The organism is Nocardiopsis changdeensis (assembly GCF_018316655.1).
GTDB classification, from domain to species: Bacteria; Actinomycetota; Actinomycetes; order Streptosporangiales; family Streptosporangiaceae; genus Nocardiopsis; species Nocardiopsis changdeensis.
Genome location: NZ_CP074133.1, coordinates 204,355 through 227,922 on the forward strand (window position 1 = coordinate 204,355; position 23,568 = coordinate 227,922).

The window sequence follows — 23,568 nt, forward strand, 5'->3', positions numbered from 1 at the left end:
CTCAACGCAGCTGCCCTGCCCCGAGCTGTAGCTGCTCTTGTGCCACAGCGGCCGACCGGACTCGTGCCTGCTCTTCAATGCTTTCCCTGACCTTCCTGACGAATTCGACGCTGGCGCCCATGGACAGTGCCTCGGCTTGCAGGAGCCCAAAGATGGTCATGCACTTCTGCACGGTCTCTTGATCGTCGATGAGCACCTCACCGCTCGCGTACTCGGCGGAGGCCAGCGGCGGATTGTCGGGAAAGGTGTAGATCCGGAACGGGCCTGCGGTCCCGGGGTGATAGTGGGACCGCGGGGGTGTGACCTGGAAGCGGATCCTGCCTTCCTCGGCAAGCTGGAGGACCCAGTCCAACTGGGTGATTTGAGTACGTTCGTCCCCCATGATGAGGTCTAGGACGAACGCCTCTACCACGATAGACACTAGCGGAGGGTGGTCCCTCATAAGTATCTCTTGCCTCTTTTTCCTCGCCAGCACCATCTCTTCCACTACTGAGGTGCTGGCCCACGGCAGGGAGTCGCGAATCGTGGTGCGGGCGTACTCGGGCGTCTGGATCAGTCCGGGAAAGATCTGAGACTGGTACTCGCGGAGCTCGGTTGATTTCTGCTCCAGCTTCGGGACCTTTTTGTACCAGGGTGGGATGGTTTCGGTCTCCTGGCTCCTCTCCCACGCGCGGACCAGTTGGCCGTTGGCCTGGAGGGCCTGGTCGAGGAGGGTCACCTGGTCCTCGCTCATGCCCCGCTTGCCGTTCTCCCAGGCGGATACGTGAGCGGCGACCACGCTGGCGTAGGGCGCCAGCTCCGCCTGGGTCAGCTTGGCCTTGCGGCGGAGGGCCTTGAGTTCCTTGCCCACCCTGGCCCATTCGGGCTTGCGGCGATCCGACATTCGTCACCTGCTCAAAGGAGGGGGAAACCGGGGATAACCACGATGCAACGCCCTCTCAACCGCCCGCAACCGATTCACCGAAATGTTGTCCCTGTGGTTGATTCGCTGGCCTTTCCCCGAACCGCTGGCCCAAGGTGTTGTCACGAAGGCGCACGGTGACCGAAAGGGTCTTTGTACCCTTCTCGGTTCTTCTGGGTGGTTCTCGGCGTCGTCGGACAACGGTGCGGAAGGCGGATGAGCGCAGAATGGGATCGGTGACCCGCATGGAACCCCGTCGAGAGCGGAACACGGCCTCCAGCGACGACATCGAAGAGGTGGTGCCGCGACCGCCCTGTACCGCGCCGCCGGGCAGGATTCCGCTCCAGCGCCGGACCGCCGACCCGCGCGACCGGGTCGCGATCCTCGTGGACGTCGAGAGCGGGGAACTGGGGCACTCCATCACGGTCCCGGGCGTCGCCGAGCAGACGGGGGTGCTGCGGCGGCAGCTCTCCGCGCTCGCGCTGCTACCCGAGGCGCAGACCGACGTCCTTCAGGGCCTGGTCAGCGAGCTGTTCACCAACGCCGTCCGGCACACGCGCAGCGGGCTCCCCGGGGGCCGGGTCGTGGTGACCCTGCACCGGCTCCGGGGGCGGGTGCAGGTCAGGGTGACCGACCAGGGGCCGCGCGGCGGCGGTGTCGGGACCCCGCACGTGCGCGAACAGGACCTGGACCGGGAGGGCGGGTTCGGGCTGAGGCTCGTCGCCATGCAGGCGGACAGGTGGGGGACCCTGTCCGAGGGCGGGCGGACCACGGTCTGGTTCGAGCTGGATCGCGGGTGAGCCCGGCCATGTCCTGGAACCGCGCCGACGACGGTGAACAGTACGAGGCGGCCCGGCGGCTCAACGCCGAGGCGGGCCGGATGTGGACGGTGATGTGGGCCCCGGCCCTGCGCGCGTACGTGGCGTTCTACCAGGGGGCGGCCGTGGTCCGCTGGCAGAGCGCACCCACGGCGGAGGGACTGGTGGAACGGCTGCGCGAAGCCGAACGGCTTCTCGGCGCGGACACGGGGAGGGCGTGGGCGCCGGCTCCCCGGCGTGACGGGGACGGCGCCCGGACCACCGGCGCGCACCGCCGCCCTTCGACCGCACCGCTCCCGCCGCAGGCTGAGACGCCGACACAGCGCCCCGTGCCCACACCGGTCCCCGCCCCGCTCCCGCCCACGGCGGAGGCACCCGTGGCGGAGGCGCACGCGATGTGGGCGCCCGCGACGGAGCCGGTGCCGCCGATGACCTCCCCCGGCCGCCCCTCCCCGGCAGGGGACACCGGAGCCGACGGCCGTACCGCTTCGGCGGGGGCGGCCGGGGCCGATGTCCATCCGCCTCGGGCAGGCGCCACCGCCATCGATGGCCGGACCGCCGTCGGCACGCGTGCCGCGGGGCGCCTTCCCCGTGCCCTCGGCGCACCCGACGGCACCGGGTCCCTCCCCGCGCACGTCGTGCCCGAGGCGGAGCGGACGGACCCGGGCGCGTTCGCGCGCGGCGGCGTCCGCACCGGGGACGTTCCCGTGCGCACCGGCTCCAGGGGCCTCCGGCACGCCCGGCTCGGCGGCGCCGACGACCGCGCCGCCGTGACCGCGCGGTTGCGCGGCCCGCGCACCGGGACCCGCGCGGTGGTGATCCCTGGAGAGGGACCGCCTCCGCAGGTGTGGGGACCCCTCGGGGCCGGGGGACACGCGCGCGGGGGTTCGGCACCGTGAGAACCGAGCCCGCGACCGTGCACGAGGCGCTGCTCATGCTCCAGGACCGGAAGGACACGACCCGTGGCGCGCACCGGGAGGCCGCGACGCGGACGACCGGCTGGGAGTGGCCGATCCCGCAGCCGACCCTGGAGGAGGTCATCGCCTCCCTGGAGATGGTGTACGACCTGGCGGAGGGCACCGCGGAGGACGCCGAGGCGATCCTTCGCCTGGTGCACACCCTGCGCGGCCTGCACACGGGCCCCGCACACCGTTCCGTCCTCGACCACCTCCACTCCGCCCATCGCTGACCCCGGCCAGGCACCGGCCCCGCGTCCCGCCCCGGGCCCCGGCGGGACGCGGGGTCCGGTTCAGGACACGGGTGGTCGGGTGGCCGACCAGCGGCGGAGTTCGTCGGCCAGGGCGACCGGGGCGTCCAGCTGGATCAGGTGCCCGGCCTCCGGGACGAGGGACAGCGTGCTGCCCGGGATCGCCTCCCGCAGCCGGTGGGCGCGGTCGACCGGGATCCAGGTGTCCTCCGTCCCCCACACGATGTGCACGGGGAACGGCAGCTCCGCCAGGTGCGGTTCGACCTCCTCCGTGAACCGCTCGTCGGCCTGGGCGATCTGGCGGTAGAACGCCTCCTTGCCCTCCTCGCCCAGCCACGGGCCGACCAGCGCGTCGAGGTCCTCGGGCCGCAGCCCCCGGTGTGACGCCCCGGCGATGTAGGCGCGCAGGGCCCCCTCGTGCACCGCGTCCGGCAGGCGGGCGAACACCGACGCGTTCTCCCGCACCAGCCGGAAGAACGGCGACCCCCACGGTCGCAGCGCCACCACGTCCACCAGGCACAGCGCCAGGTACGCGGCATCGTGCAGCAGCGCCGCGCGCAGCGAGACGGCGCCGCCGTAGTCGTGGGCGATGACGCGCGGGCGCTCCAGCCCCCAGTGGTCCAGGAGCGCCGCGAACGCCTCGCCCTGCACCCCCAGGTCGACCGGGTTCCCCGGGTCCTTGGAGGAGGCGCCGTAACCCGGCATGTCCCACAGGTACACGGTGAAGTCGCGGGCCAGCGCGTCGGCGAACGGCGACCAGAGCCGCGAGGACCACGGTGTGCCGTGGCACATGACCAGGGGCGGTCCCGCACCCCGGAGCCCCCAGGCGATCCGGTGCCCGCGCCACTCGAACATCTTTTTCACGTCCATGGTTCCAGGGTGCCGGAGATCGGGGCCGGAGGAGGGTCGTCCACAGGGTGGATTCCGGAGCGGCCGGCACGGAGCGCGTGGACCGGAAAACGTGTGGACACCGGCCCGGGGCCGGGGGATAGGTTCTGTTCCGTGTCCTCTCCCGAAGCGTCCAGACACGTGCCGCCGGTCCGCCGGTAGGCACGTGACGCCGCCGACGCCCTCAGCCGTCGGCCGAGATCCCAGGCCCCCGCAGCGGGGTCTGCCTCCCATGCGCTCGTGAACACCGGCGGTGCCGCGTGCCCGCCTTCCCTTCACACGACGCTCTCGGGAGACACCCGTGCCATTCCTGCTGTACATGCTCGCCCTCGCGGTCTTCGCGCAGGGCACGTCGGAGTTCATGCTCGCCGGGCTGCTGCCCGCCGTCTCCGCCGACCTGGACGTTTCCATTCCGCAGGCGGGGCTGCTGACCTCGTCCTTCGCCGTCGGCATGGTGGTCGGCGCGCCCGTGATGGCCGCGCTGGGCCGCCGGTGGTCACCGCGGTGGACCCTGACCGGCTTCCTCGGCCTGTTCGCCGCCGGCCACGGCGTGGGCGCCCTCACCGACGACTTCTCCGTCCTGCTCGCCACCCGGGTGGTCGCGGCCCTGGCCAACGCCGGGTTCCTGGCGGTCGCCCTGGCCGTGGTCGCCGCCGTGGTGCCCGCGGGCCTGCGGGCCCGCGGGCTGGCGGTGGTGCTCGGCGGCACCACGCTGGCGCTGGTCGCGGGGGCCCCGCTGGGGGCGGTCCTGGGGGCCGGGTTCGGCTGGCGGTCGACGCTGTGGGCGGTGGCCGCGGTCTCGCTGCCCGCGCTCGTCGCGGTGGCCGTCGCCACCCCGAACCGGGCCGGCGGCACCCGGCCGGACGCGGACCGGGATGACCTGCCCGGCGCCGGTGCCCCCGGCCCGGGCGCCGAGCTCGCGGTCCTCGGCCGCGCCCGCCTCCAGGTCGTCCTGCTGCTCGCCGTGCTCGTCAACGGTGCGACGTTCTGCGTGTTCACCTACCTCGCCCCGCTGGTGACGGACGCGGCGGGGCTGTCGCCGGGCGCGGTCCCGGTGGTGCTGGCGCTCTTCGGGGCCGGGGCGTTCGCCGGGGTGCGGGCGGCGGGGGCCTTCGCCGACCGGCACTGGCGGACGCTGCTCCTCTGGGGCGGATGCGGGCTGCCGGCGTGCTGGGGCCTCCTCGCCGCCACCGCTGCGCACGCCGCCGCCGTGGTGGCGCTGGTCCCCCTCGCGGGCGCGCTGTCGTTCGCGGTGGGCGGCACCCTCATCGCCCGTATCATGGCGAACGCCGCGGAGGCGCCCACCATGGGCGGTTCGTTCGCGACGGCGGCCCTCAACCTGGGCGCCGTCGCCGGGCCCGTGCTGGGCGGGATCGCCTACGCCGCGGCCGGGGCGCACGGCCCGGTGCTGGTGGCGGTGGCCCTGGTGCTCGCCGCCCTCGCCGCGGGCGGCGTCCAGGCCCTGGCCGCCGCTCGGACGGCCGCCCGGACGGCGGGTGCGCCGGCGCCCGACGACGTCCGCGACTGAGTCCGCGGACGGCCGACGCGAGCGGCCGCCTCCCCGCCCGCCACGGGCGGGGAGGCGGCCCCGGCACGGCCCGGGAAATGTCGGGGGCGGACGGTACAGTGCGGGGAACGCCCGCCGCCGAGTCCGTCGAGGGAGCCGTCCATGGCCGGGACCGTCCTGCGCACACGCGCGCTGAACCGGGCCACACTCGACCGGCAGCTCCTCCTCTCCCGCACCGGCCTGCCCGTGGCGGACGTGGTCACCCACCTGGTCGGCCTCCAGGCCCAGACCACCCACACCTGGTACCTGGGGCTGGAGAACCGCATCGAGGGCCTGGACCCCCACCGGGTCGGCCGCATGCTCACCGACGGCGAACTGGTCCGCGTCACCCTCATGCGCGGCACCCTCCACCTCGTCACCCCGCGGGACTGCCGCTTCCTGCGCCCCACCGTGCAGCCCGCCATCGACCGCGGGTTCTCGGGCAGCCGCCACGGCCAGGCCACCCGCGGCATGGACCTCGACGCCGTCGCCCGCGCCGGGTACGACCTCCTGCTCGCCCGCCCCATGACCCCGAACGACCTGGCCGGACACCTCTCCGAGCGGTGGCCCCGGGTGGGCGGCGAGCACCTCGCCCAAGCGGTCAAGGACCGGCTCCCCCTCGTGCAGATCCCCCCGCGCGGGGTGTGGGGCGCCACCGGGGCGCCCGCGTTCGCGCCCGCCGACACCTGGACCGGGCTGGCCATGGACGCCGACCCCGACCCGGAGGGCCTGGTGCTGCGCTACCTGGCGGCGTTCGGCCCGGCGAGCGTCAAGGACATGCAGGCGTGGTCCTCGCTCACCCGGTTCAAGCCGGTCTTCGACGGCCTGCGGGACCGCCTCGTCGAACTGCGGGCCGAGGACGGCACCGTCCTGTTCGACCTCCCCGACGCGCCCCGGCCCGACGAGGACACCGAGGCCCCGGTCCGCTTCCTCTACGACTTCGACAACGTCCTGCGCGGCCACGCCGACCGCAGCCGCGTGCTGCCGCACGAGCACCGGGCGCGCCTGGTCTCCCGCAACGGCATGCCCCCGGGGACGGTCCTGGTGGACGGGTTCGTCCGCGCCTCCTGGAAGGTGGTGCGCGCCCGGGGGGCCGAGCCCCACCTGGAGGTCTCCCTGTTCGAGCCGATCACCGCCGCGGACCGCGAGGCGGTCGCCGCCGAGGGCGAGCGCACCCTGGCGTTCCTGGAACCCGGGGGACACGGGATCCGGTTCGTCGAACCCTGATCCCGCACCGGTTCCCCGGACCGTATCGCCTGCCCGCTTCGCCCGTGGGTGCCCTGATGTGGACGTATGCCTCCGGACCACGGACAATACGGGGTGATATGGAAGGATTCTCGGGTGACTGAAGAGTTCCGTGCCGCGTTCCAACGCGTGCTCGACACCGCCGCCGAACAGGCTCCCGGGTTTCCCGCGGCCGTGCACGACGTCTTCCGGCTCTCCTCCCAGGTCCCGCAGGAGGAGCTGGCCGTCGCCATGGAGGCGCTGGCCCCCGTGCTGTCGGACTGCGAACCCGTGGCCGGCATCGCCGCCGACCTCGCGGTCCTGGCCGGCGCGCTGGTGGAGGCCGGTGCGCCCGCGGGGCAGGTGGGGCTGGAGGTGCTGCGCCAGCTCGGCAGTTACGGACAGGCCGCGGCCGCGTTCATGCACGCCTGGGACAAGACCGGCGGCGGCCCCCCGCCGCACCCCGGCGAGGTGGGCGAGGCCGAGGAACAGCGGGTCGAGGAGGTCCTGGGCGAGAACGCGCCCCTGGCCACCGTCGGCTGGTGGACCTGCCTGCGCTACGGGCTCGCCGCCAAGGCCATGCTCGGCGACTCCCGGGTGCGGGCGGCCGTGCGCGCCGACTCCGGGGCCCTGGAGGGCCTGAGCCAGATCGTGCACGCCCTCTCCACCCGGCTGCCCGAGTTCACCGAGGTCGGCGAACTCCTGAAGATGGCCGAGGCGGACAGCGCGCTGGTGCTGGACCGGGCCTCCTGGCGGGCCTTCCGCGTCCGGTTCGACGGCATCGGCGACAACTTCCAGCTGCACACGCTGCTGGCCGACGCGCTCATCGGCAAGGAGGGGCAGCGGCTGCCCGGCACCCGGCCGGACCCGCGGTGGACCGCCGCCTGCCTGGACGGCGCCCCGGACCCGCTGGCGGACGTGGTGCGCGGCGAGTGGGACCTGGTCGGCGGTGACGGGACCTGGGTCGGCAACGAGGCGTGCCCGGCGGACATCCCCTTCGTCGACGGGGAGCGTGTGCTGGTGCTGGAACCGCAGACGCTCGCCCACTCGTGGCGGGCGGGGCGGCGCCACGCGCACATCCCGGGCAGCCTGACGATCGTCGAGGAGCTGCACCCGGACGAGGCCACCGGGTGGTGGTCGCGGATGCACCCGGCCGGATCGGTGCGCCACCCGCTGGCGCCCGCCATCGAACACGGGGACACCGGAGCGCACCGGCCGCCCCGGCACTTCGGCGTGGCCGCGCACTTCGAGGAGGTCGACGCGGGGCCGCTGTCGTCGACGTTCCCGGCCCTGGAGCCGGACGTCCTGTCGGACGACCTGCCGGGCGGGCTCCCGCAGGAGGCGTCGCCGGACGGCCCGTGGGCCGAGGCGTACCCGCGCGAGGCGGTGGGGTGGGCCGACGACCCCGCGCCGCGGCCCGAGCCCCGGGTCGAGCCGCAGATCGAGGCGTGGCCGCTCGTCGAGCGCGCGCCCGACCCGTGGTCGGCCGTCGAACCCGAACCCGAGCCCCGGGGGTACATCCCGCCCGACGACGGCCGCCCGCCGGGCGCGCACCTGATGCCGCCTCTGCCGCCCGGGGTGTCGGACAGCTGGGCGTGGGCCCCGCACTGGAAGTGGCCGCCCCCGCCCGGACCCGCGCCGAGCCCGTGAGACCCCGCCGCCGAAGGCGGCACCCGGGCACGCCGTAGCGCACCCGGTATCCCCCGAACACCGAACCCGGAGACCCCCCATGCCCGAGCCCGCCCGGACCGCTGCCCCGGAATCCGCCCCCGCCGAGCCTGTCGAGCCCGCCCGAGACTCGGCGGCCGCTGGGGACGCCGTGACCGAGACCCCCCGGACCCCCGGGCCGGAGGAGCCCGAGACGGCGGGCGGCCCCGCCGGGGAGGACGGGGACGCCGGGACCGCGGCGGTCCCGGACACCGCCGGCGTCGTGGAGAGCGCTTCCGGCCCTGCGAAGTCGTGGGCGGCCCGGGTGGCGCTGGTGGCGGCCGCCGGGCTGGTGGTGGGCGGAACCGCCTACCTGGGAGTGGAGGTCGCCGACGCGTTCGCGCCGGCCGCCACGACCGGGACGGCCGAGTCCGGGCCCGACCGGGACACCGGCGAACGCCGCACCACGCCGCTGCTCGCGGACCCCGGCGAGGGTGTCCCCCAGGGGACCGCCGCCGACCCCGTGGCCGGCGGCGACGCGACGGCTCCCGCCCAGGGCCCCGTCGGCGCACCGGTCGAGGGCACCGCGCCCGCCGACGGGAGCGGCGGCACCTCCGGAGGGGAGGACCCGCGCGCGCAGATCCTCGACGACATCCTCAACACGCCCCAGGAGCGCCCGCCCCTGGTCAACGACTGCGACCAGGCGTGCGTCGACGCCCATACGGCACGCGAGGAGGAGGGCGTCGAGCCCGTGGTCGTCGAGTTCCATCCCGAGGACTACGAGTTCCCCACCACCCCCTGATCCGGGAACGGGCCGGCGGGTCCGCGCGCCGTGGGCGCGGACGGCGCCGCGTCGGCGGCGGGCCGGGGCCCGGGCGGGAATACGCAGGTGGACGCCCCGGGGGCCGGTGTCCGACCGGCACGGCAGCCGTGGTCGCCCACAGGGAGCACGGACCCGACTAGGCTGGCGTTCGGCAATCCGACACCCCGGCAGGCCGACCGCGCTGGGTGAGTCACGAGCACACTCAAGGAGATCCCGTCATGGGGCAGCGACACTTCGATCTGGTCGTTCTCGGCGCGGGCCCGGGCGGCTACGTCGCCGCGATCCGGGCCGCCCAGCTCGGCCTGAACACCGCCGTCATCGAGGAGAAGTACTGGGGCGGCGTCTGCCTCAACGTGGGCTGCATCCCCTCCAAGGCCCTGCTGCGCAACGCGGAGCTGGCCCACCTCTTCACCAACGAGGCCGACCTCTTCGGCATCAAGGTCGACGGCAAGGTCGAGTTCGACTACGGCAAGGCGTTCAGCCGCAGCCGCGAGGTCGCGGACGGCCGCGTCAAGGGCGTCCACTTCCTCATGAAGAAGAACAAGATCACCGAGATCGACGGCCGCGGCACCTTCGTCGACGACCACACCATCGAGGTCGCGGGCGGCGACGGCTCCAGCGAGACCGTCACCTTCGACCACGCGGTGATCGCCGCCGGCTCCTCCACCAAGCTGCTGCCCGGCACGCAGCTGTCGGAGCGGGTCGTCACCTACGAGGAGCAGATCCTCGAGTCCGAGCTGCCCGGCAGCATCATCATCGCCGGAGCGGGCGCCATCGGCGTCGAGTTCGCCTACGTCCTGGCCAACTACGGCGTGGACGTCACCATCGTCGAGTTCCTGGACCGCATCGTCCCCCTGGAGGACGAGGAGGTCTCCAAGGAGCTCTCCCGCGCCTACAAGAAGCTCGGCGTCAAGGTCCTGACCTCCACCCGCGTGGAGGGCGTCGAGGACACCGGGAGCAACGTCAAGGTCACCGTCACCACCACCGGGGGCGACCAGCAGGTCCTGGAGGCCGACAAGCTGCTCCAGGCCATCGGGTTCGCGCCCAACGTCGAGGGCTACGGCCTGGAGAAGACCGGCGTGGAGCTCACCGAGCGGGGCGCCATCGCCATCGACGGCCGGGGCCGCACCAACGTGCCGCACATCTTCGCGATCGGCGACGTCACCGCCAAGCTGATGCTGGCCCACACCGCCGAGGCCATGGGCATCGTCGCGGTGGAGACCATCGCCGGGGCCGAGACCCAGGAGATCGACTACAAGTTCATCCCGCGCGCCACCTACTGCCAGCCGCAGATCGCGAGCTTCGGCTACACCGAGAACGAGGCCCGCGAGGCCGGGTTCGACGTGCAGGTCGCGAAGTTCCCGTTCATGGCCAACGGCAAGGCGCACGGCATCGGCGACAGCCGCGGGTTCGTCAAGGTCCTCTCCGACGCCAAGTACGGGGAGATCCTGGGCGCCCACATGATCGGCCCCGACGTCACCGAGCTGCTGCCGGAGCTGACCCTGGCCCAGCAGTGGGACCTGACCGTCCACGAGGTGTCGCGCAACATCCACGCCCACCCGACGCTGAGCGAGGCCGTCAAGGAGGCCGTGCACGGGCTGTCCGGGCACATGATCAACTTCTAGGCCGTCCGCCGCGGGGGTCCGTCCCGCGGCGTGCGGAACGAAGGGCGCCGGGGCCGGTCCCCGGCGCCCTTCCCCGTGTCCGGTGCCGGGAGCGCCGGGCGCGGCCGCGGCCCCGGCGGGCGTCCGTCGTCCTGTTGTGCCGGACCGCGGCGGACTTGCTAAGTTTCCCTGTGTCCCCCGCCGGAACCGTCCCCTTTCGTCCGGCACACTCCCGACACCGAGAGCCACCCATGCGACTGATCCCGTCCTCCCCCCTGTCGTGCCTGGGCACGGCCGTCGCCGCCGCCGTGATCGGTGGATTCGTCCTGGTCGGCTGCGACGTCGTCGAGTTCGACGAGTTCGACACGGACTTCGGCCTCTTCTCCGGGGACGGGGAGGCGTCCCCGAGCCCGGAGGCGAGCGCGAGCCCGAGCCCGGAGGACGGGGAGGGGCAGGAGGAGGACGCGCAGTACGCGCTGCCGGAGTCGTGCGCGGAGGTCGGCGCAGCAGAGGTCGTCGGGGACCTCGCGCCGGGGACCGTGCTGGCCGAGGACCGCGGCGAGGTCGAGGGGTTCGCCGACGCCGAGCAGCTGACCTGCTCGTTCAGCGACGGCTCCGGGACGCCGGGCGCGGCCACGTTCACCCTGGTGTTCACCCTCAACGTCGACCCGAGCCTGAGCCCCGACGTGGTGGCGGTGCCGGGCGCCGAGGAGGAGATGAACTGGGAGGTGGACATCGACGTGGACGTCGACACCTACCACACGGACGAGTCCGACTCCCTGGGCGGCGACCTGGAGTACGTGGGCACGGTGGACGGCGGCACCCGCCACCTGTACCTGTCGCTGCCGGGCGAGCTGTACGTGACCGCGATCGCCTACGGCGGGGAAGTGCCGCGCGAGGACCTGGAGCGCGTGGTGATGCTGGCCGCGGAGCGGGTGCGCGGCTGACCCCGGCCGCACGCAGGGATCACGGACGTCGAGGCCGCCGGCACCGCCGGCGGCCTCCGCCGTGTCCGCTCCCGGTCGGCGCAGGGGGGCGCTGCGCTGGGGCGGGTTGATCACCGATGTCCAGGTCGGCCCCCCGGTCAGCGCAGGAGGTCGGGCAGCCCCCCGGCGAGGGCGTGCAGGCAGCGCGCGGCCAGGGCGGCGGGGCCGTCCTCTCCGCCGGGCGGTGCGTCCCCGGCGGACCAGGTCTCCATGGACAGGCGGATGGCGTCGGTGACGGCGGCCGCCGCCAGGCGCACCGTCAGGTCGTCGTCGGGGCGGCCGGCGGCCGCCGCCAGCAGCGGTACCAGGAGCTCCTCCGACTCCTGGTTGACCCGGTACCAGACGGCCCGCAGGGTGGCGTCCTCGCGGGCGGCGCGCAGCAGCGCGCGCGTCCACTCCAGGGCGCGCTCCTCCTCCGGCCCGCCGGGCGTCAGGGCGTCCACGACGGACCGCTCGACGGCCTCGGGCAGCCCCGGGGCCGGCCCGCCGTCGCCGGCGGGCTCCTCCAGGGCGGCCAGCGCGTCCCGCCAGTGCTGCGCACCGGTGCTGAGCAGCGGGGCGACGGCGTCCTGCTTGGTGCGGAAGTACCGGTAGAACGTGCGCAGCGCCACGCCGGCGGCGGCGGCGATGTCCTCGGCGGTGGTGTTGTCGACGCCGCGCTCGGCGAAGAGCCGGGCGGCGGCCCGGGCGATCTCCACCTGCGTCGCGGCCTTGCGGCGGGCGGTGAGGGAGGGGCGGGACCCCCCGGATTCTGCGGTGACCATCGCGCTCGATCCTAAGTCCCTCCCAAGGCGGCATAAAAAGTCGAAGTGGCATGTTGTGCCAAATGGACATTTCATGCACGAGGCCGCGCCCGGCCGGACGCGGCGGAGGAGGTAAGGGCCGTGAACCGTTACGAGGGACGACGGGTCCTGGTCACCGGCGGCGGGTCGGGCATCGGCCAGGCCACCGTGCTGCGCATGCTGGCCGAGGGCGGCAGCGTCGTCGCCGCCGACGTCAGCGAGGCCGGGCTCAAGGACACCGTCGACCGCGCGGGGGACCTGGCCGAGCGGCTGACCACGGTGTTCCTGGACGTCTCCGACGAGGATTCGGTGCGCACCGGCGTCGGCATCGCCGTCGAGGCACTGGGCGGGCTCGACGCGCTCGTCAACGCCGCCGGGATCCTGCGCTCCTCGCACACCGAGCGGACGGCGCTGGCGGACTTCGAGCGGGTCCTGCGCGTCAACCTGGTCGGCACGTTCCTGGTGATCCGCGAGGCGCTGCCCGAGCTGAAGCGGGGGAACGGCCCCGCCGTGGTGAACTTCAGCTCCACCTCGGCGGCGTTCGCCCACCCCTACATGGCGGCGTACGCGGCCAGCAAGGGCGGGATCCAGTCGATGACCCACGCGCTGGCGTCGGAGTTCGCCGGCGCCGGGATCCGCTTCACCGCCGTGCAGCCCGGCTCCATCTCCAGCGGGATGACCGACGGCAGCGGCGCCAGCGGTCAGAGCCGCGGGCCCGGACTGCCCGACGACGCCGACATGGCCCTGTTCGCCAAGCTCGGCCCCGCCCTCGGACAGGGGTTCGCCGGGCCGGAGACGGTGGCGTCGGTGGTGGCGATGCTGGCCTCCGACGACGGCGCGTTCATCACCGGGACCGAGGTCCGCGTCGACGGCGGCACCCACTTCTGATCCCGGGGAGCGAGAAAGGGGCCGTGCCGCGGATGTTCCGCGGCACGGCCCCTTCCCTTGTTCTCGGAGTCGGTCAGCCCTGGTCCAGGAGGCGGGCGCAGCGGATCAGGCCCAGGTGGGAGTACGCCTGCGGGTGGTTGCCCAGCGCGCGTTCGGTCACCGGGTCGAACTCCTCCGGCAGCAGGCCGGTCGGACCGGCGCAGTCCACCAGGTGAGCGAACAGCTCCTCGGCCTCAGCGCGGCGCCCCGTGGCCAGGTAGGCCTCGATCAGCCAGGTCGTGCACAGGTGGAAGCCGCCCTCGCCGCCGGGCAGGCCGTCGTCGCGGTGGTACCGGTACACGGTGGGGCCGCTGCGCAGCTCGGCCTCGATGGCGGTCACGGTGGCCTGGAACCGCTCGTCGGAGGGGTCGATGAGCCCGGACAGCCCGATGTGCAGCGAGGCCGCGTCCAGGTCGGTGCCGTCGTAGGCGGTGGTGAACGCCTGCGCGTCCGCGTTCCACCCCTTGTCCACGACCTCGGCGGCGATCTGTGCCCGCAGGGGCTCCCAGCCGGGGTCGGGGGCGCGGTCGTAGGCGGCCGCCAGGGTGAGCGCGCGGTCCAGGGTGAGCCAGCACATGACCTTGGAGTAGACGCGGTGCCGGGGCTCGTCGCGCTCCTCCCAGATGCCGTGGTCGGGCTCCTGCCAGCGCCGGGCGACGGCGTGGGCCATCTCCTGGACCAGCTCCCAGTCGCGGTCGGCCAGGGTGCCGCGCACCCGGGCGAGGTGGGCGATGAGCTCCACGACGGGGCCGAACACGTCGAGCTGTACCTGGTGGTCGGCGAGGTTGCCGACCCGGACGGGGCGGGACCCGGCGTAGCCGGACAGGGAGTCGATGACCTCCTCGGGGCCCAGGTCGGTGCCGCGCAGCGAGTACAGGGGCTTGAGCAGCTCGGGGCCGGGGAGGGTCTCCACGACGCGGTGCACCCAGTCCAGGAACGCCTCGGCCTCGGCGGTGGAGCCGAGGTCGACCAGGGCCTGGACGGTCAGGGCCCCGTCGCGCAGCCAGCAGTACCGGTAGTCCCAGTTGCGGATGCCGCCGATCTCCTCGGGCAGGGAGGTGGTGGCCGCGGCCATGACGCCGCCGGTGGGGGTGCACAGCCCGCGCAGGGTCAGCGCGGAGCGCGCCACCAGCCGCCTCTCGGTCTCGGGCAGGGACAGCCCGCCGAGCCAGTCGGCCCACTCGGCCTCGCCGGTGCGGCGCCGCTCGGCCTCGGGGAGGTCGCCGGGGGCCAGGGAGTCGGTACCGCAGCGCAGCTCCAGCACCACGGGGCGCTCGGAGGTGGGCTGGACGGTGGCGTAGGCGATGTCGTCCACGCCGTCGTGGTCGATGCGCCAGGACACGCCGGGCGAGTACAGGGCGATGGGGAACTCGGCGCCCTCGACGACGAGGCCGTCGTCCTTGGGGGTGATGCGCACCGGGGCGCGGCCGAAGTCGGGGCGCGGGGCGAACTCCACCACGGCCGGGGTGGTCCCGGTGATCACCCGCACCAGGTCGGTGCGGCCCGGGGCGGTGTCGGTGGCCAGGTAGTCGATGACCTCCAGCCGCGAGAAGCGCGTGCGCACCGTCATGGTGTCGCGCTCGTACCGCTGGCCCAGGGGCAGGCCCTTGTGGGCGGGGGCGATCGCGAACACCCCGGCGGAGCGGCCGCCCAGCAGTTCGGCGAACAGGGCCGGGGAGTCGGGCTCGGGGTGGCACAGCCACAGCAGGCGGGCGTCCGGGCCCACGAGGGCGACCGAGGACCGGTTGGACAGCAGCGACATGCGCTCGATCGGGGTGGGGCGCTCCCCGAACACCCAGGATCGGCGCTCGGCGGCCAGCAGGGAGAGCAGCTGGGCGGCGGCCGGGGTGTCGGCCACCCGGTGGGCGGCCACGGAGGGTTCGGTGGTGTCGCCGACCCGGATCCCGGCGTCGGCGCCGGACAGGTGCAGGAAGACGGGCTCCTCGCCGTCGCCGCCGCCCATGTACAGCACCGCGGTGGCCTCGACCTGCCCGCGCAGGACCTCCAGGGCCTCGGCCTTGCCGTGCGCGGAGGGGTCGGCGGTCAGGTCGGTGTCGAACTCGGTGCCGTGGGCGCCGACCAGGCGCACCTCGCCGGGCAGCCGGGACAGGGCGGCCAGGTCGCGCAGCGGACGGGCGGAGATGACCGCGCACACCGTGCCGGGGAGCTCGGCCAGCTCGCGCAGGGCGCGCACTGCTTCGGGCAGCGGGCGGCGGTCGGGGCGGCCGTCCGCGTCCAGCGGGGCCAGGGCTCCGTCGTAGTCGCAGGCCACCAGCAGCCGGGAGGTGCGGGCCAGTGCCGACACCCGTCGGCGCGCATCGGTGGACAAGGGGTCGGGGGTCACGCCGGTGGGCTCTTCCGGCATGCCCGGGGCCGCGTTCACCGTTTGGGTGAGCGTCACTGTGCCTCCTCCGCTGGTCCACGCAACGACCTGGGAAAAATGGGTGATCTGTAGGACTCCGTGCGCATACGCCGGGTTCACACGAGACTGGTGTGGAAAACGTAGAACCCGGGGCTTGTGGCACGGGTGGGGCCTCAGGGGACTTGAAGCAGATCTCAGGAACTTTTAACGCGGATGTGGATGAAAGGGATCGCGCGCAGCGTCAAGATCCGGTCCTCCGGAAGTCAACGCGAGACTACCTGCGGTCTGTTGCCCCTGAGGCCCGTGGGGGGCGTGATGCAGGTCACTCTAGAGGTGTTTCGGGTGAATGGCGAGGGTGTGTCCGAGATGGAAGCGGGCGCCGAGCGTTGCGAATGCGGAGAAAGCACGCAAAGCCGACTTGACCGGGACTCTTCCCCTTCTTGGCCGAGAGGATGGTGTGCGGTGTGCCACCGGCCGATCGGGATTTTTCGTCGGCGCCGACCCGCGGGAGCCGGGCGGGGAGCGGCGCGGGCGCTGGGGGAGATGGGCGCGGCGGCCGCGCCCGCCCTGCCGCTGTTGCGGCGGTTGTGGGCCGCCCCGCGGCGGCCGTGGCGGCAGGGGCGGCCCGGCTCCGGATGGCGGGACGTCCTCCATGATCGGGAACTGCTGGCGCTGCTCGACAGGGCCATCGCGCGTGTCGGAGGAGGGTGAGGCACGACCTCCGAAAGGGCTTGCGTTGCGGCGGGCGGAGCTGTTCGGTGGTTCCCATGGCCGATGACGAACGCCTGCGCGGGCTGGACGGGGTGCCCTGGGGCGATCTCGTGGACTGCCACGGACAGGACGGCACCGGGGTCCGCGACGACCTCGCGGCGGCGCTCACAGGGGACCCCGCGGAGGCCGTCGAGGCGCTGGAGGACCTCTGCGTGAGCCTCGCCGACCGGGGGTACGGGTACCGGCTCCCGTCGGCGGTGCCCGCGGCGCTGCCGTTCCTGGCGCGGGCGGCCGCCGACGCCGGGCGCCCGAGCCAGGTCCGGCTGGACGCCCTCGACCTCGTCGGGGACGTGTGCTCCGGCTGGGACCTGCCCGCACCGGCCACCGTGCGGGAGGTGCTGCTCTCCCTGCTGGCCGACCCCTGCCCCGAGGTGCGCGTCAAGGCCGCCGAGGCCCTGGCCCGGGGGCGGGGCGGGGACGCCGCCGTGGTGGAGGCCCTGCGCGAACGCCACGGGGCCGAGGCCGACCCCGGGGTCCGGCTCCGGCTCCTGGCCGCCGCCGTCCGGCTCACCGGGAGGGGCGGACCGGTTCCGGGGTGGCTGCGCGACCGGTTCGAGAACGGGGACCGCGACGAGCGGGTACTGGTCGGTTCCGGGGCCTTCGGGGACCCGGTGCCGACCGCCCGGGCCGCCATGGACGACCTGGTCCGGGAGCCGCGCCCCCGGTGGTTCCGGGCCGCCGGGCTGGGCGCCGACGGCTGTGACGACCGGCGCTTCCGCTACGCCCAGGTCTGGATCCACCGGGCGCTGGACCGCGACGGGCGGGAGCGGGTCGCCCGGGACCTGCTCGGGCACGCCGACGCACGGGTGCGCGCGGCCGCCGTGCGGGCGGCGCTGGACCTGGTCGGGGAGTTCCGTTCGGCGGCCGGGCCCTGGGCCGGGCGGGTCGCGCCGCTGCTGGACGACCCCGACCCGGAGGTCCGGCGGTGGGCGGTGCGGTCGCTGTCCGCGGTCGGGGAACATGCGCTCCCGTGGGCGGACCGGCTGGCCGGCATCGCCGCGGAACCCGGCGGCGACGCGCAGGCGCTGCTCGCCCTGGCCCGGCTCCGCGACCCCCGCGCGCCCGCGCTCCTCCCGGCCCGCTCCGGCCTGCCGCTGTTCGGGTTCGACCCGGTCCCCTCCAGGGACCCGTGGGGCTGGGACCCGACGTTCGAGGAGGCCATGGAGGCGTTCGCGCCCTGGGCCGACGAATTGCTGCCGCACCTGCGCGAACGGATGGGGGGCGACCCCTGGGAGGCCCGGTGGGCGGCCCCCGCCCTGGCGGCCTGGGGTCCCCGCGCGGCCCCGCTGGCCGACGCGGTCGCCGGCCTGCTCGGCGGCGGCGACCGCGACCCCGGCCTGGTGGCGGCGCTGGCCGCGATCGGCCCCGCCGCGGCGCGGCACGCCGACCGGGTGCGGGAGTCCGCGGCCGGACCCGGACGGGCCCACGCGTACCTGCGGCTCACCGGTGACACGGGGGCGGCGCTGGACCTGCTGGGCCCCTTCGGCGCCCGGTGGCACGATCGGGAGTGGGCGCTGCTCGCCGAGGCCGGTCCCGCCGCCGCCCGCTACGAGGCCGACCTGCGGGAGTACACGGACCTGCGGGGGGCGCACGACGCCCGGGCCCTGCACGCCCTGTGGCGGGTCACCGGGGACACGCGTGCGGTGCTCGCCGCGCTGCTCGACACCGACCACCCCTACCTGGGGGAGCGGGTGCTCACCGGCACCGGCACGGCCGCCGTGCGCCTGCTCGGCGGGATCGGCCCCCCCGCCGGGCGGGCGCTGCCGCGGCTGCGCGCGCTGCTCGGCTCCGACCGCACCGCCCACGTGTCGCCGCGGGCTCTGAGCAGGCGCGGTATCGCCCAGGACCGGGACCTGACCGCCCTGCTGCGCGACGCGGTCGCCCGGATCGGAGGAGGGGGCTGAGGGGCCCGCACCGGGCGGGCCCCGGCGGTCACGAGGTCTTCTCGGGCTTGCGCAGGTGGTGCACGAACGCGGGCGGAACGTTGGCGATCACCCGGTCGGACCGGACGCCGTACCGGTCGATCCAGTCCTGCACCACCCAGCTGGTGCGCGCCTGGCGCAGGTAGTCCTCGCGCCGGGCGATGACCGCCTTCACCTCCTTCGTGTACAGGTAGCCGTAGAAGGAGAGGTGGCCGCCGGGGCGCAGCACCTCGAAGTAGTACTCCAGGATCTCCCGGACGGCGTCGGCGGTGAAGTTCGCGAACGGCAGCCCCGACAGGATCACGTCGTAGGTGCGGTCGGTGCCCATGTCGCCGACCAGCTTGGCGTGCACCCGCGCCTGAGCGGCGATCGGTGACAGCGCGGGGTCGGTCTCCAGCAGGTGTTCGAGGTGGGCGGCGAACTCGGGGTTGGCCTCCACCAGGTCGGCGGTGTCCCCCGGACGCATGGCGGCGGCGATCCCGCGGGTGATGGCCCCCGTGCCCGCGCCCACCTCCATGATCCGCAGCGGCTCGTCGGGTACCGGACGGACACGGACGTGTTCGGCCATCGCCCGGGCCAGCGCTGGGCTGCTGGGCAGGATGGAACCGGTGGCATGGAACGTCCGCAGCGCCTGGGTGAAGAACAGCCTGGTGTCGCGCAGGCGTTCGTCGAGGGCGGCGAGGGGTCCGGCGGTGCTCTTTGTCTCGGACATAACCGAACGCTAACCCCTGGCGGCCTCCGATGGGAGACACCGGTGTTCCCGCGCCGTGAATTGCGGGTGTGGACCATCCCACCGCCCCGGCGGGAACCCCGGCCGCGGCACCGCGCCGGCCCTGGTGGTTAGGCTGGCCCCATGAGCGAAGCGGACGAGGGCACCCGTACCGAGCACCCCCGGACGGCGCTGGTGACAGGCGCCTCCTCCGGCATCGGCGAGGAGTACGCGCGCCGCCTGGCCCAGCGCGGCTACGGCCTGGTGCTGGTGGCCCGGCGCAAGGAGCTCCTGGAGTCGCTGGCCGAGGAGATCCGCGACATCTACGGCACCCCCGTCGAGGTCCTGCCCGCCGACCTCGGCTCGCGCGGCGGGGTGGACGCGGTCGCCGGGCGCCTCACCGCCGACGGCACGGGGGAGCGACCCGCCGTCGACCTGCTCGTCAACAACGCCGGGCGCGGCGACGGCGGAGCGTTCACCGAACAGGACCCCGCCGACATCGACGCCATGCTCGAACTCAACGTGCGGGCCGTCCTCCAGCTGACCCGGGCCGTGCTGCCGGTGCAGATCGCCCGCCGCGAGGCCGGGGAGCAGGCCAGGCTCGGTGTCATCACCGTCTCCTCGCTGGCCGGGGAGCCCGCCGTGAACCCCGGCGGTTCGGTGTACGGGGCGGGCAAGAAGTTCCTCACCCTGTGGAGCGAGAGCGTGTCCGCGGAGGTGCGGGGCAGGGGCGTGTCCGTCACCGTGGTGCTGCCCGGGTTCGTGCGCACCGACATGACCCGGGGCGTCCAGGAGAAGGGGCTGCCCGAGTTCGCGTTCGTGCCCAAGGAGCACATCGTCCGCGACTCGCTGCGGGCCTGGGCGGCCGGGCGCTCCCACGTGGTCCCCGGTGCCCAGTACAAGACCGCCGACGGCCTGCTCAAGGTCCTGCCGCGCTCCCTGGTGCGGCTGGTGGCCCGCCGCATGGTGTGACGGGCCCCCGCCGGGGGCGGGCGCGGCGGTGGATGTGACGTGTTCCCCGACCGCATGGTGAGACTCCCGCCCCCGCGTGCAGCGGATGGTGGCCGCAACGCCTAGGCTTGTCAGTGCACTGTCGGTCGAGGAAAGACACCATGAAGACCTTCGAAGAGCTGTTCGCCGAGCTGTCCGAGAAGGCGCGCACCCGACCCGAGGGGTCCGGGACCGTCGCCCAGCTCGACGCCGGCGTCCATGCCATCGGCAAGAAGGTCGTCGAGGAGGCGGCCGAGGTCTGGATGGCCGCGGAGTACGAATCCGACGAGCAGGCCGCCGAAGAGATCTCGCAGCTCCTCTACCACCTCCAGGTCCTGATGCTGGCCCGTGGCCTGCGGCTGGAAGACGTCTACAGGCATCTGTAGGTCGGCGCGCCCCGACCACGGCGCGTACGGCCGCTCGACGTCTTCGAACACGCAGAGCCAACACGAAAGCCAGACACATGCCCGACATGCTGAGAATCGCCGTGCCCAACAAGGGCCAGCTGTCCGAGCCCGCCGTCGAGATGCTGCGCGAGGCCGGCTACCGGCAGCGCAAGAGCAGCCGCGACCTGGTGATGGTCGACCCGGACAACGAGACCGAGTTCTTCTTCCTGCGCCCCAAGGACATCGCCGTGTACGTCGGCGAGGGCATCCTGCAGGCCGGGATCACCGGCCGCGACATGCTGCTGGACTCCGGCGCCCCCGTGGACGAGGTGCTGCCGCTGGGGTTCGGCGGGTCCACCTTCCGGTTCGCCGCGCCCAACGGCGCGAACATGACGGTCGCCGACCTCGACGGCAAGCGCGTCGCCACGTCGTTCGACGGGCTGCTCCGCTCCTACCTGGAGAAGGAGGGGGTCGACGCGCGCGTCATCCACCTGGACGGCGCGGTGGAGAGCTCCGTCCAGCTGGGGGTGGCCGACGCCGTCGCCGACGTGGTGTCGACCGGCACCACGCTGCGCCAGGCGGGGCTGGAGACGTTCGGGGAGCCGATCCTGGTGTCGGAGGCGGTGCTGATCCGCCCCGTGGACGCCGGGCCCGACGCCAAGTTCGACACCCTGCTGCGGCGGCTGCGCGGTGTCCTGGTCGCCCGCGACTACGTGATGATGGACTACGACGTGCACGCCGAGCGCCTGGAGGCGGCGGTGGCGCTGACCCCCGGCATGGAGGGCCCGACGGTGTCCCCCCTGCACCGGGAGGGCTGGGTGGCGGTGCGGTCGATGGTGCCGCGCCGGGACGCCCAGCGGATCATGGACGACCTGTGGCAGCTGGGCGCCCGGGCGATCCTGGTGACGGACATCTACGCCTGCCGCCTGTAGGCGGCGGGTGGGGGAGGGGCCCGCGGGCGACCGCGGGCCCCTCCGCGTGTCCGGGGCATGCGTTCCGGAGGGCGCGGGCGGCCGCCGCCCTCCGACGGGGGTGCCGGTGCGGGCCGGGCGGGCCGCTCAGGCGGGAACGACGGTGATGGTGTACTCCGTGCCCTCCCCGTGGTCCGGGATCTCGACGGACAGCACGCGGCGCTCCGCGTCCCAGTCGGAGGTCCAGCCGTCCGGGGCGTCCACGGTGAGCTCGTGGTCGGGGAAGGCGTGCGCCGGGAGGTGGATCTCGGTGGGGCCCGACACGCCCTCGCGTTCGGTGAACCGGAGCCGGAACCGGGCCGGGGCGGCGTCGTAGGAGACCTCCACCGGCCGCCCCGCCACCGCCCGGGGGTAGGCGCGGGACATGACCTCCGCCAGCGGCCCCGGGGCGAGGTCGGTGTCCGCCCACGGCCCCCAGCCGTCGTGGTCGTTGGACCAGTAGGCGCGGCCGGAGGACATCGACTCGGTCTCCTCCAGCATGCGGCGCACGTAGGCGTCCGCGCCCGGGCCCGACATGTCCAGGCCGAACTCGCCCAGTACGACCGGCGCCCCCAGGCGTTCGGCGGTGACGCGGACGCTGTCGGACCACAGGTCGATGCTGCGGTCCACGGTCGCGCGGGAGTCGCCCTCGTAGGGCCGCCCGAGGTCCATGGGCAGCGGGTAGGCGTGCGGGGCGTAGACGATGCGGGGCCCGCCCTCGCGCGGGTCCTCCAAGCGGGGGAGCGCGGAGGGGAAGCCCCAGTTGACGCCCACGGCCTGGCCCTCGACGAAGATCCAGGCGTCCTGGTCGGCCTCGCGGATGCGCTCCAGGCAGCGCCGGTACAGCTCGGCCAGGGGGCCGGCCTCGAAGTCCGGGCCCTGGAGGCTGCCGCCGAACGGCTCGTTCATGAGGTCGTAGCCCAGGACGGCGGGCTCGTCGGCGAAGCGGGTGGCCACGTGGTTCCAGGCGGCGGCGTAGTCGTCCATGAGGTACGGGTGCTCGCCGGTGGTGTTCCAGAAGTGGTCGAAGGAGCGCATGACGCCCGGCTCCAGGTAGACCAGCTCCCACATGTCCTGGGACTCCACCGGCAGGCCGTCGTTGTGGGTGGCCCACCGCGGGGCGCCGTTGCCGGAGTGCTCCTGGGGGCTGGTGTAGCGGCCGTAGAGGTCCTGGTGCATGTCGAGGAGGACGTGGTAGCCGCGTTCGGCGTACCAGTCGACGCGCTCGGCGACGGCGTCGAGGTAGTCCTCGTCGTAGACGCCGCGTTCGGGCTCCAGCGCCTGCCACTGGATGAGGAAGCGGACGAAGTTGGTCCCCATGAGGTCGTACTCGGCCTGGACGGCGTCCTCGGTGATCCAGGGGAGGCGCTCGGGGTCGGACTTGGCCGAGCCGGAGGTGTTGAAGCCGTGCAGGAACAGGGCGCGCCCCCGGTCGTCGGTGATGTAGCGGGTGGGCCCGGGGTTGTGCCGGGTGGCCGCGGCGAGCAGGCCGGGCAGCAGGACCAGGACGGCGAGGACCGCCGCGAGACGTTTCAAGTCGCGTCCTTCGGGGGGTGGGGAAAAGAGACGTACGTCACTATCCTGCAAAACGTGAATCTTATTCGCAATATCCCGGCGGCCACCTCCGCCGCCGCGCTGCTGCCGTGCCTGCTGTTCGGCACCACCGGCTTCCTCACCTGGCTGGGCGCGCGGGGCGCATGGCTGCTGCTGCCCAGCGCCCTGGGGGCGCCGTTCGCCGTGCCCGGGCTGCGGTTCGTGCCGCTGGGCGAACAGCCCTGGTCGGCGCTCGCCGCCGAGCTGGCCGGGGTGGCCGTGCTCGCCGCCGTGGTGTGGTGGGCGACGGCGCGGTCCGTGGCGCGCCGCCCCGACGCCTCCGCCGTCCGGGCGTTCCTGGCGGGGTGGGGCGCGTTCGCCCTCGGGGCGGCGGCCGCCGGTGCGCCGCGCGCCCTGCTGCCCGCCTGGGAGATGGGGCTGGGCCCCGTCGGGTGGTACGCGATGCTCGCGGGCGGGCTGGTCACGGGGTTGCTGTGGGGTTCGACACTGGGCTGGATCTGCGGATTCGCCCGGCTGGCGACCCGGCCGCGGACGGCGGTGGCGGCCTGAAGGCCCGGGTGGGACGGGGTTT

The 23,568-nt window shown here is 74.2% G+C and carries 21 protein-coding genes; 15 read left to right on the forward strand and 6 right to left on the reverse strand.

What is annotated here, in order from left to right; all coding sequences use genetic code 11:
• Position 1: 1 nt before the first annotated feature.
• Entirely contained in the window at positions 2–850 is an 849-nt protein-coding gene (locus KGD84_RS01090) for a helix-turn-helix domain-containing protein (protein WP_220564252.1), read from the reverse strand.
• Between the two features lie 296 nt (positions 851–1,146).
• Here KGD84_RS01090 and KGD84_RS01095 point away from each other — a divergent pair, with 296 nt between their 5' ends.
• Genes KGD84_RS01095 through KGD84_RS01105 form a run of 3 tightly spaced genes read left to right on the forward strand, consistent with a single transcriptional unit; the run spans position 1,147 to position 2,908 of the window.
• The gene (locus tag KGD84_RS01095) at positions 1,147–1,701 is read left to right on the forward strand and encodes an ATP-binding protein (protein ID WP_220564253.1); all 555 of its coding nucleotides are present in this window, start codon (positions 1,147–1,149) and stop codon (positions 1,699–1,701) included.
• An 8-nt stretch (positions 1,702–1,709) separates the two neighbouring features.
• Positions 1,710–2,618, forward strand: coding sequence for a hypothetical protein (locus tag KGD84_RS01100; RefSeq protein WP_220564255.1), 909 nt, complete (start codon positions 1,710–1,712; stop codon positions 2,616–2,618).
• Positions 2,615–2,908 (forward strand): hypothetical protein, encoded by a 294-nt coding sequence (locus KGD84_RS01105; protein ID WP_220564257.1) that lies wholly within the window; start codon positions 2,615–2,617, stop codon positions 2,906–2,908. Before KGD84_RS01100 ends, KGD84_RS01105 begins: the two co-directional genes overlap by 4 nt.
• 60 nt (positions 2,909–2,968) lie before the next feature.
• On the opposite strand, the gene KGD84_RS01110 is transcribed toward KGD84_RS01105, so the two are convergent.
• Positions 2,969–3,796 (reverse strand): alpha/beta fold hydrolase, encoded by an 828-nt coding sequence (locus KGD84_RS01110; protein ID WP_220564258.1) that lies wholly within the window; start codon positions 3,794–3,796, stop codon positions 2,969–2,971.
• A gap of 319 nt (positions 3,797–4,115) precedes the next feature.
• On the opposite strand from KGD84_RS01110, the gene KGD84_RS01115 reads away from it, so the two are divergent.
• The 6 genes from KGD84_RS01115 (at position 4,116) to KGD84_RS01140 (ending at position 11,605) form a co-directional block, all read left to right on the forward strand.
• A complete protein-coding gene (locus KGD84_RS01115) occupies positions 4,116–5,342 on the forward strand; it encodes a Cmx/CmrA family chloramphenicol efflux MFS transporter (protein ID WP_255646952.1) in 1,227 nt (408 codons plus the stop codon).
• A gap of 141 nt (positions 5,343–5,483) precedes the next feature.
• Entirely contained in the window at positions 5,484–6,587 is a 1,104-nt protein-coding gene (locus KGD84_RS01120; RefSeq protein WP_220564260.1) for a winged helix DNA-binding domain-containing protein, read from the forward strand.
• 114 nt (positions 6,588–6,701) lie between these two features.
• Complete coding sequence (locus KGD84_RS01125) at positions 6,702–8,234, forward strand: hypothetical protein (RefSeq protein WP_220564262.1); 1,533 nt, start codon at positions 6,702–6,704, stop codon at positions 8,232–8,234.
• Between the two features lie 169 nt (positions 8,235–8,403).
• The gene (locus KGD84_RS01130; RefSeq protein ID WP_220564264.1) at positions 8,404–9,033 is read left to right on the forward strand and encodes a hypothetical protein; all 630 of its coding nucleotides are present in this window, start codon (positions 8,404–8,406) and stop codon (positions 9,031–9,033) included.
• 239 nt (positions 9,034–9,272) lie between these two features.
• Positions 9,273–10,679 (forward strand): dihydrolipoyl dehydrogenase, encoded by a 1,407-nt coding sequence (lpdA, locus tag KGD84_RS01135; RefSeq protein WP_220564266.1) that lies wholly within the window; start codon positions 9,273–9,275, stop codon positions 10,677–10,679.
• A gap of 230 nt (positions 10,680–10,909) precedes the next feature.
• Positions 10,910–11,605 carry a hypothetical protein gene (locus KGD84_RS01140; protein WP_220564268.1) on the forward strand — a complete coding sequence of 232 codons (696 nt, stop codon included), beginning with the start codon at positions 10,910–10,912 and terminating at the stop codon, positions 11,603–11,605.
• 137 nt (positions 11,606–11,742) lie between these two features.
• Here the strand turns inward: KGD84_RS01140 and KGD84_RS01145 are convergent, their stop codons facing one another.
• A complete protein-coding gene (locus KGD84_RS01145) occupies positions 11,743–12,408 on the reverse strand; it encodes a TetR family transcriptional regulator (RefSeq protein WP_220564270.1) in 666 nt (221 codons plus the stop codon).
• A gap of 120 nt (positions 12,409–12,528) precedes the next feature.
• Between KGD84_RS01145 and KGD84_RS01150 the strand changes: the two genes are divergently transcribed.
• Positions 12,529–13,314 (forward strand): SDR family NAD(P)-dependent oxidoreductase, encoded by a 786-nt coding sequence (locus KGD84_RS01150; RefSeq protein ID WP_220564274.1) that lies wholly within the window; start codon positions 12,529–12,531, stop codon positions 13,312–13,314.
• A 73-nt stretch (positions 13,315–13,387) separates the two neighbouring features.
• On the opposite strand, the gene KGD84_RS01155 is transcribed toward KGD84_RS01150, so the two are convergent.
• Positions 13,388–15,754, reverse strand: a complete 2,367-nt coding sequence (locus KGD84_RS01155) for a trehalase-like domain-containing protein (RefSeq protein ID WP_220564275.1) — start codon at positions 15,752–15,754, stop codon at positions 13,388–13,390.
• A 728-nt stretch (positions 15,755–16,482) separates the two neighbouring features.
• On the opposite strand from KGD84_RS01155, the gene KGD84_RS01160 reads away from it, so the two are divergent.
• Positions 16,483–18,390 carry a hypothetical protein gene (locus tag KGD84_RS01160; RefSeq protein WP_220564276.1) on the forward strand — a complete coding sequence of 636 codons (1,908 nt, stop codon included), beginning with the start codon at positions 16,483–16,485 and terminating at the stop codon, positions 18,388–18,390.
• Positions 18,391–18,418: 28 nt separating this feature from the next.
• Here KGD84_RS01160 and KGD84_RS01165 read toward each other — a convergent pair whose 3' ends face one another.
• Entirely contained in the window at positions 18,419–19,120 is a 702-nt protein-coding gene (locus KGD84_RS01165; RefSeq protein WP_220564277.1) for a class I SAM-dependent methyltransferase, read from the reverse strand.
• A 141-nt stretch (positions 19,121–19,261) separates the two neighbouring features.
• On the opposite strand from KGD84_RS01165, the gene KGD84_RS01170 reads away from it, so the two are divergent.
• From KGD84_RS01170 to hisG, 3 genes are all read left to right on the forward strand, one after another.
• On the forward strand, positions 19,262–20,089 hold the full coding sequence (locus tag KGD84_RS01170) for an SDR family NAD(P)-dependent oxidoreductase (RefSeq protein ID WP_220564278.1): 828 nt from the start codon (positions 19,262–19,264) through the stop codon (positions 20,087–20,089).
• Positions 20,090–20,229: 140 nt separating this feature from the next.
• Positions 20,230–20,493: a phosphoribosyl-ATP diphosphatase gene (locus KGD84_RS01175; protein ID WP_220564279.1), complete on the forward strand. Its 264-nt coding sequence runs from the start codon at positions 20,230–20,232 to the stop codon at positions 20,491–20,493.
• Between the two features lie 77 nt (positions 20,494–20,570).
• The gene (gene hisG, locus KGD84_RS01180; RefSeq protein ID WP_220564280.1) at positions 20,571–21,425 is read left to right on the forward strand and encodes an ATP phosphoribosyltransferase; all 855 of its coding nucleotides are present in this window, start codon (positions 20,571–20,573) and stop codon (positions 21,423–21,425) included.
• Positions 21,426–21,551: 126 nt separating this feature from the next.
• Here the strand turns inward: hisG and KGD84_RS01185 are convergent, their stop codons facing one another.
• Complete coding sequence (locus tag KGD84_RS01185; RefSeq protein WP_220564281.1) at positions 21,552–22,979, reverse strand: cellulase family glycosylhydrolase; 1,428 nt, start codon at positions 22,977–22,979, stop codon at positions 21,552–21,554.
• Positions 22,980–23,033: 54 nt separating this feature from the next.
• Between KGD84_RS01185 and KGD84_RS01190 the strand changes: the two genes are divergently transcribed.
• The gene (locus tag KGD84_RS01190; RefSeq protein ID WP_255646954.1) at positions 23,034–23,546 is read left to right on the forward strand and encodes a hypothetical protein; all 513 of its coding nucleotides are present in this window, start codon (positions 23,034–23,036) and stop codon (positions 23,544–23,546) included.
• Positions 23,547–23,568 lie beyond the last annotated feature (22 nt).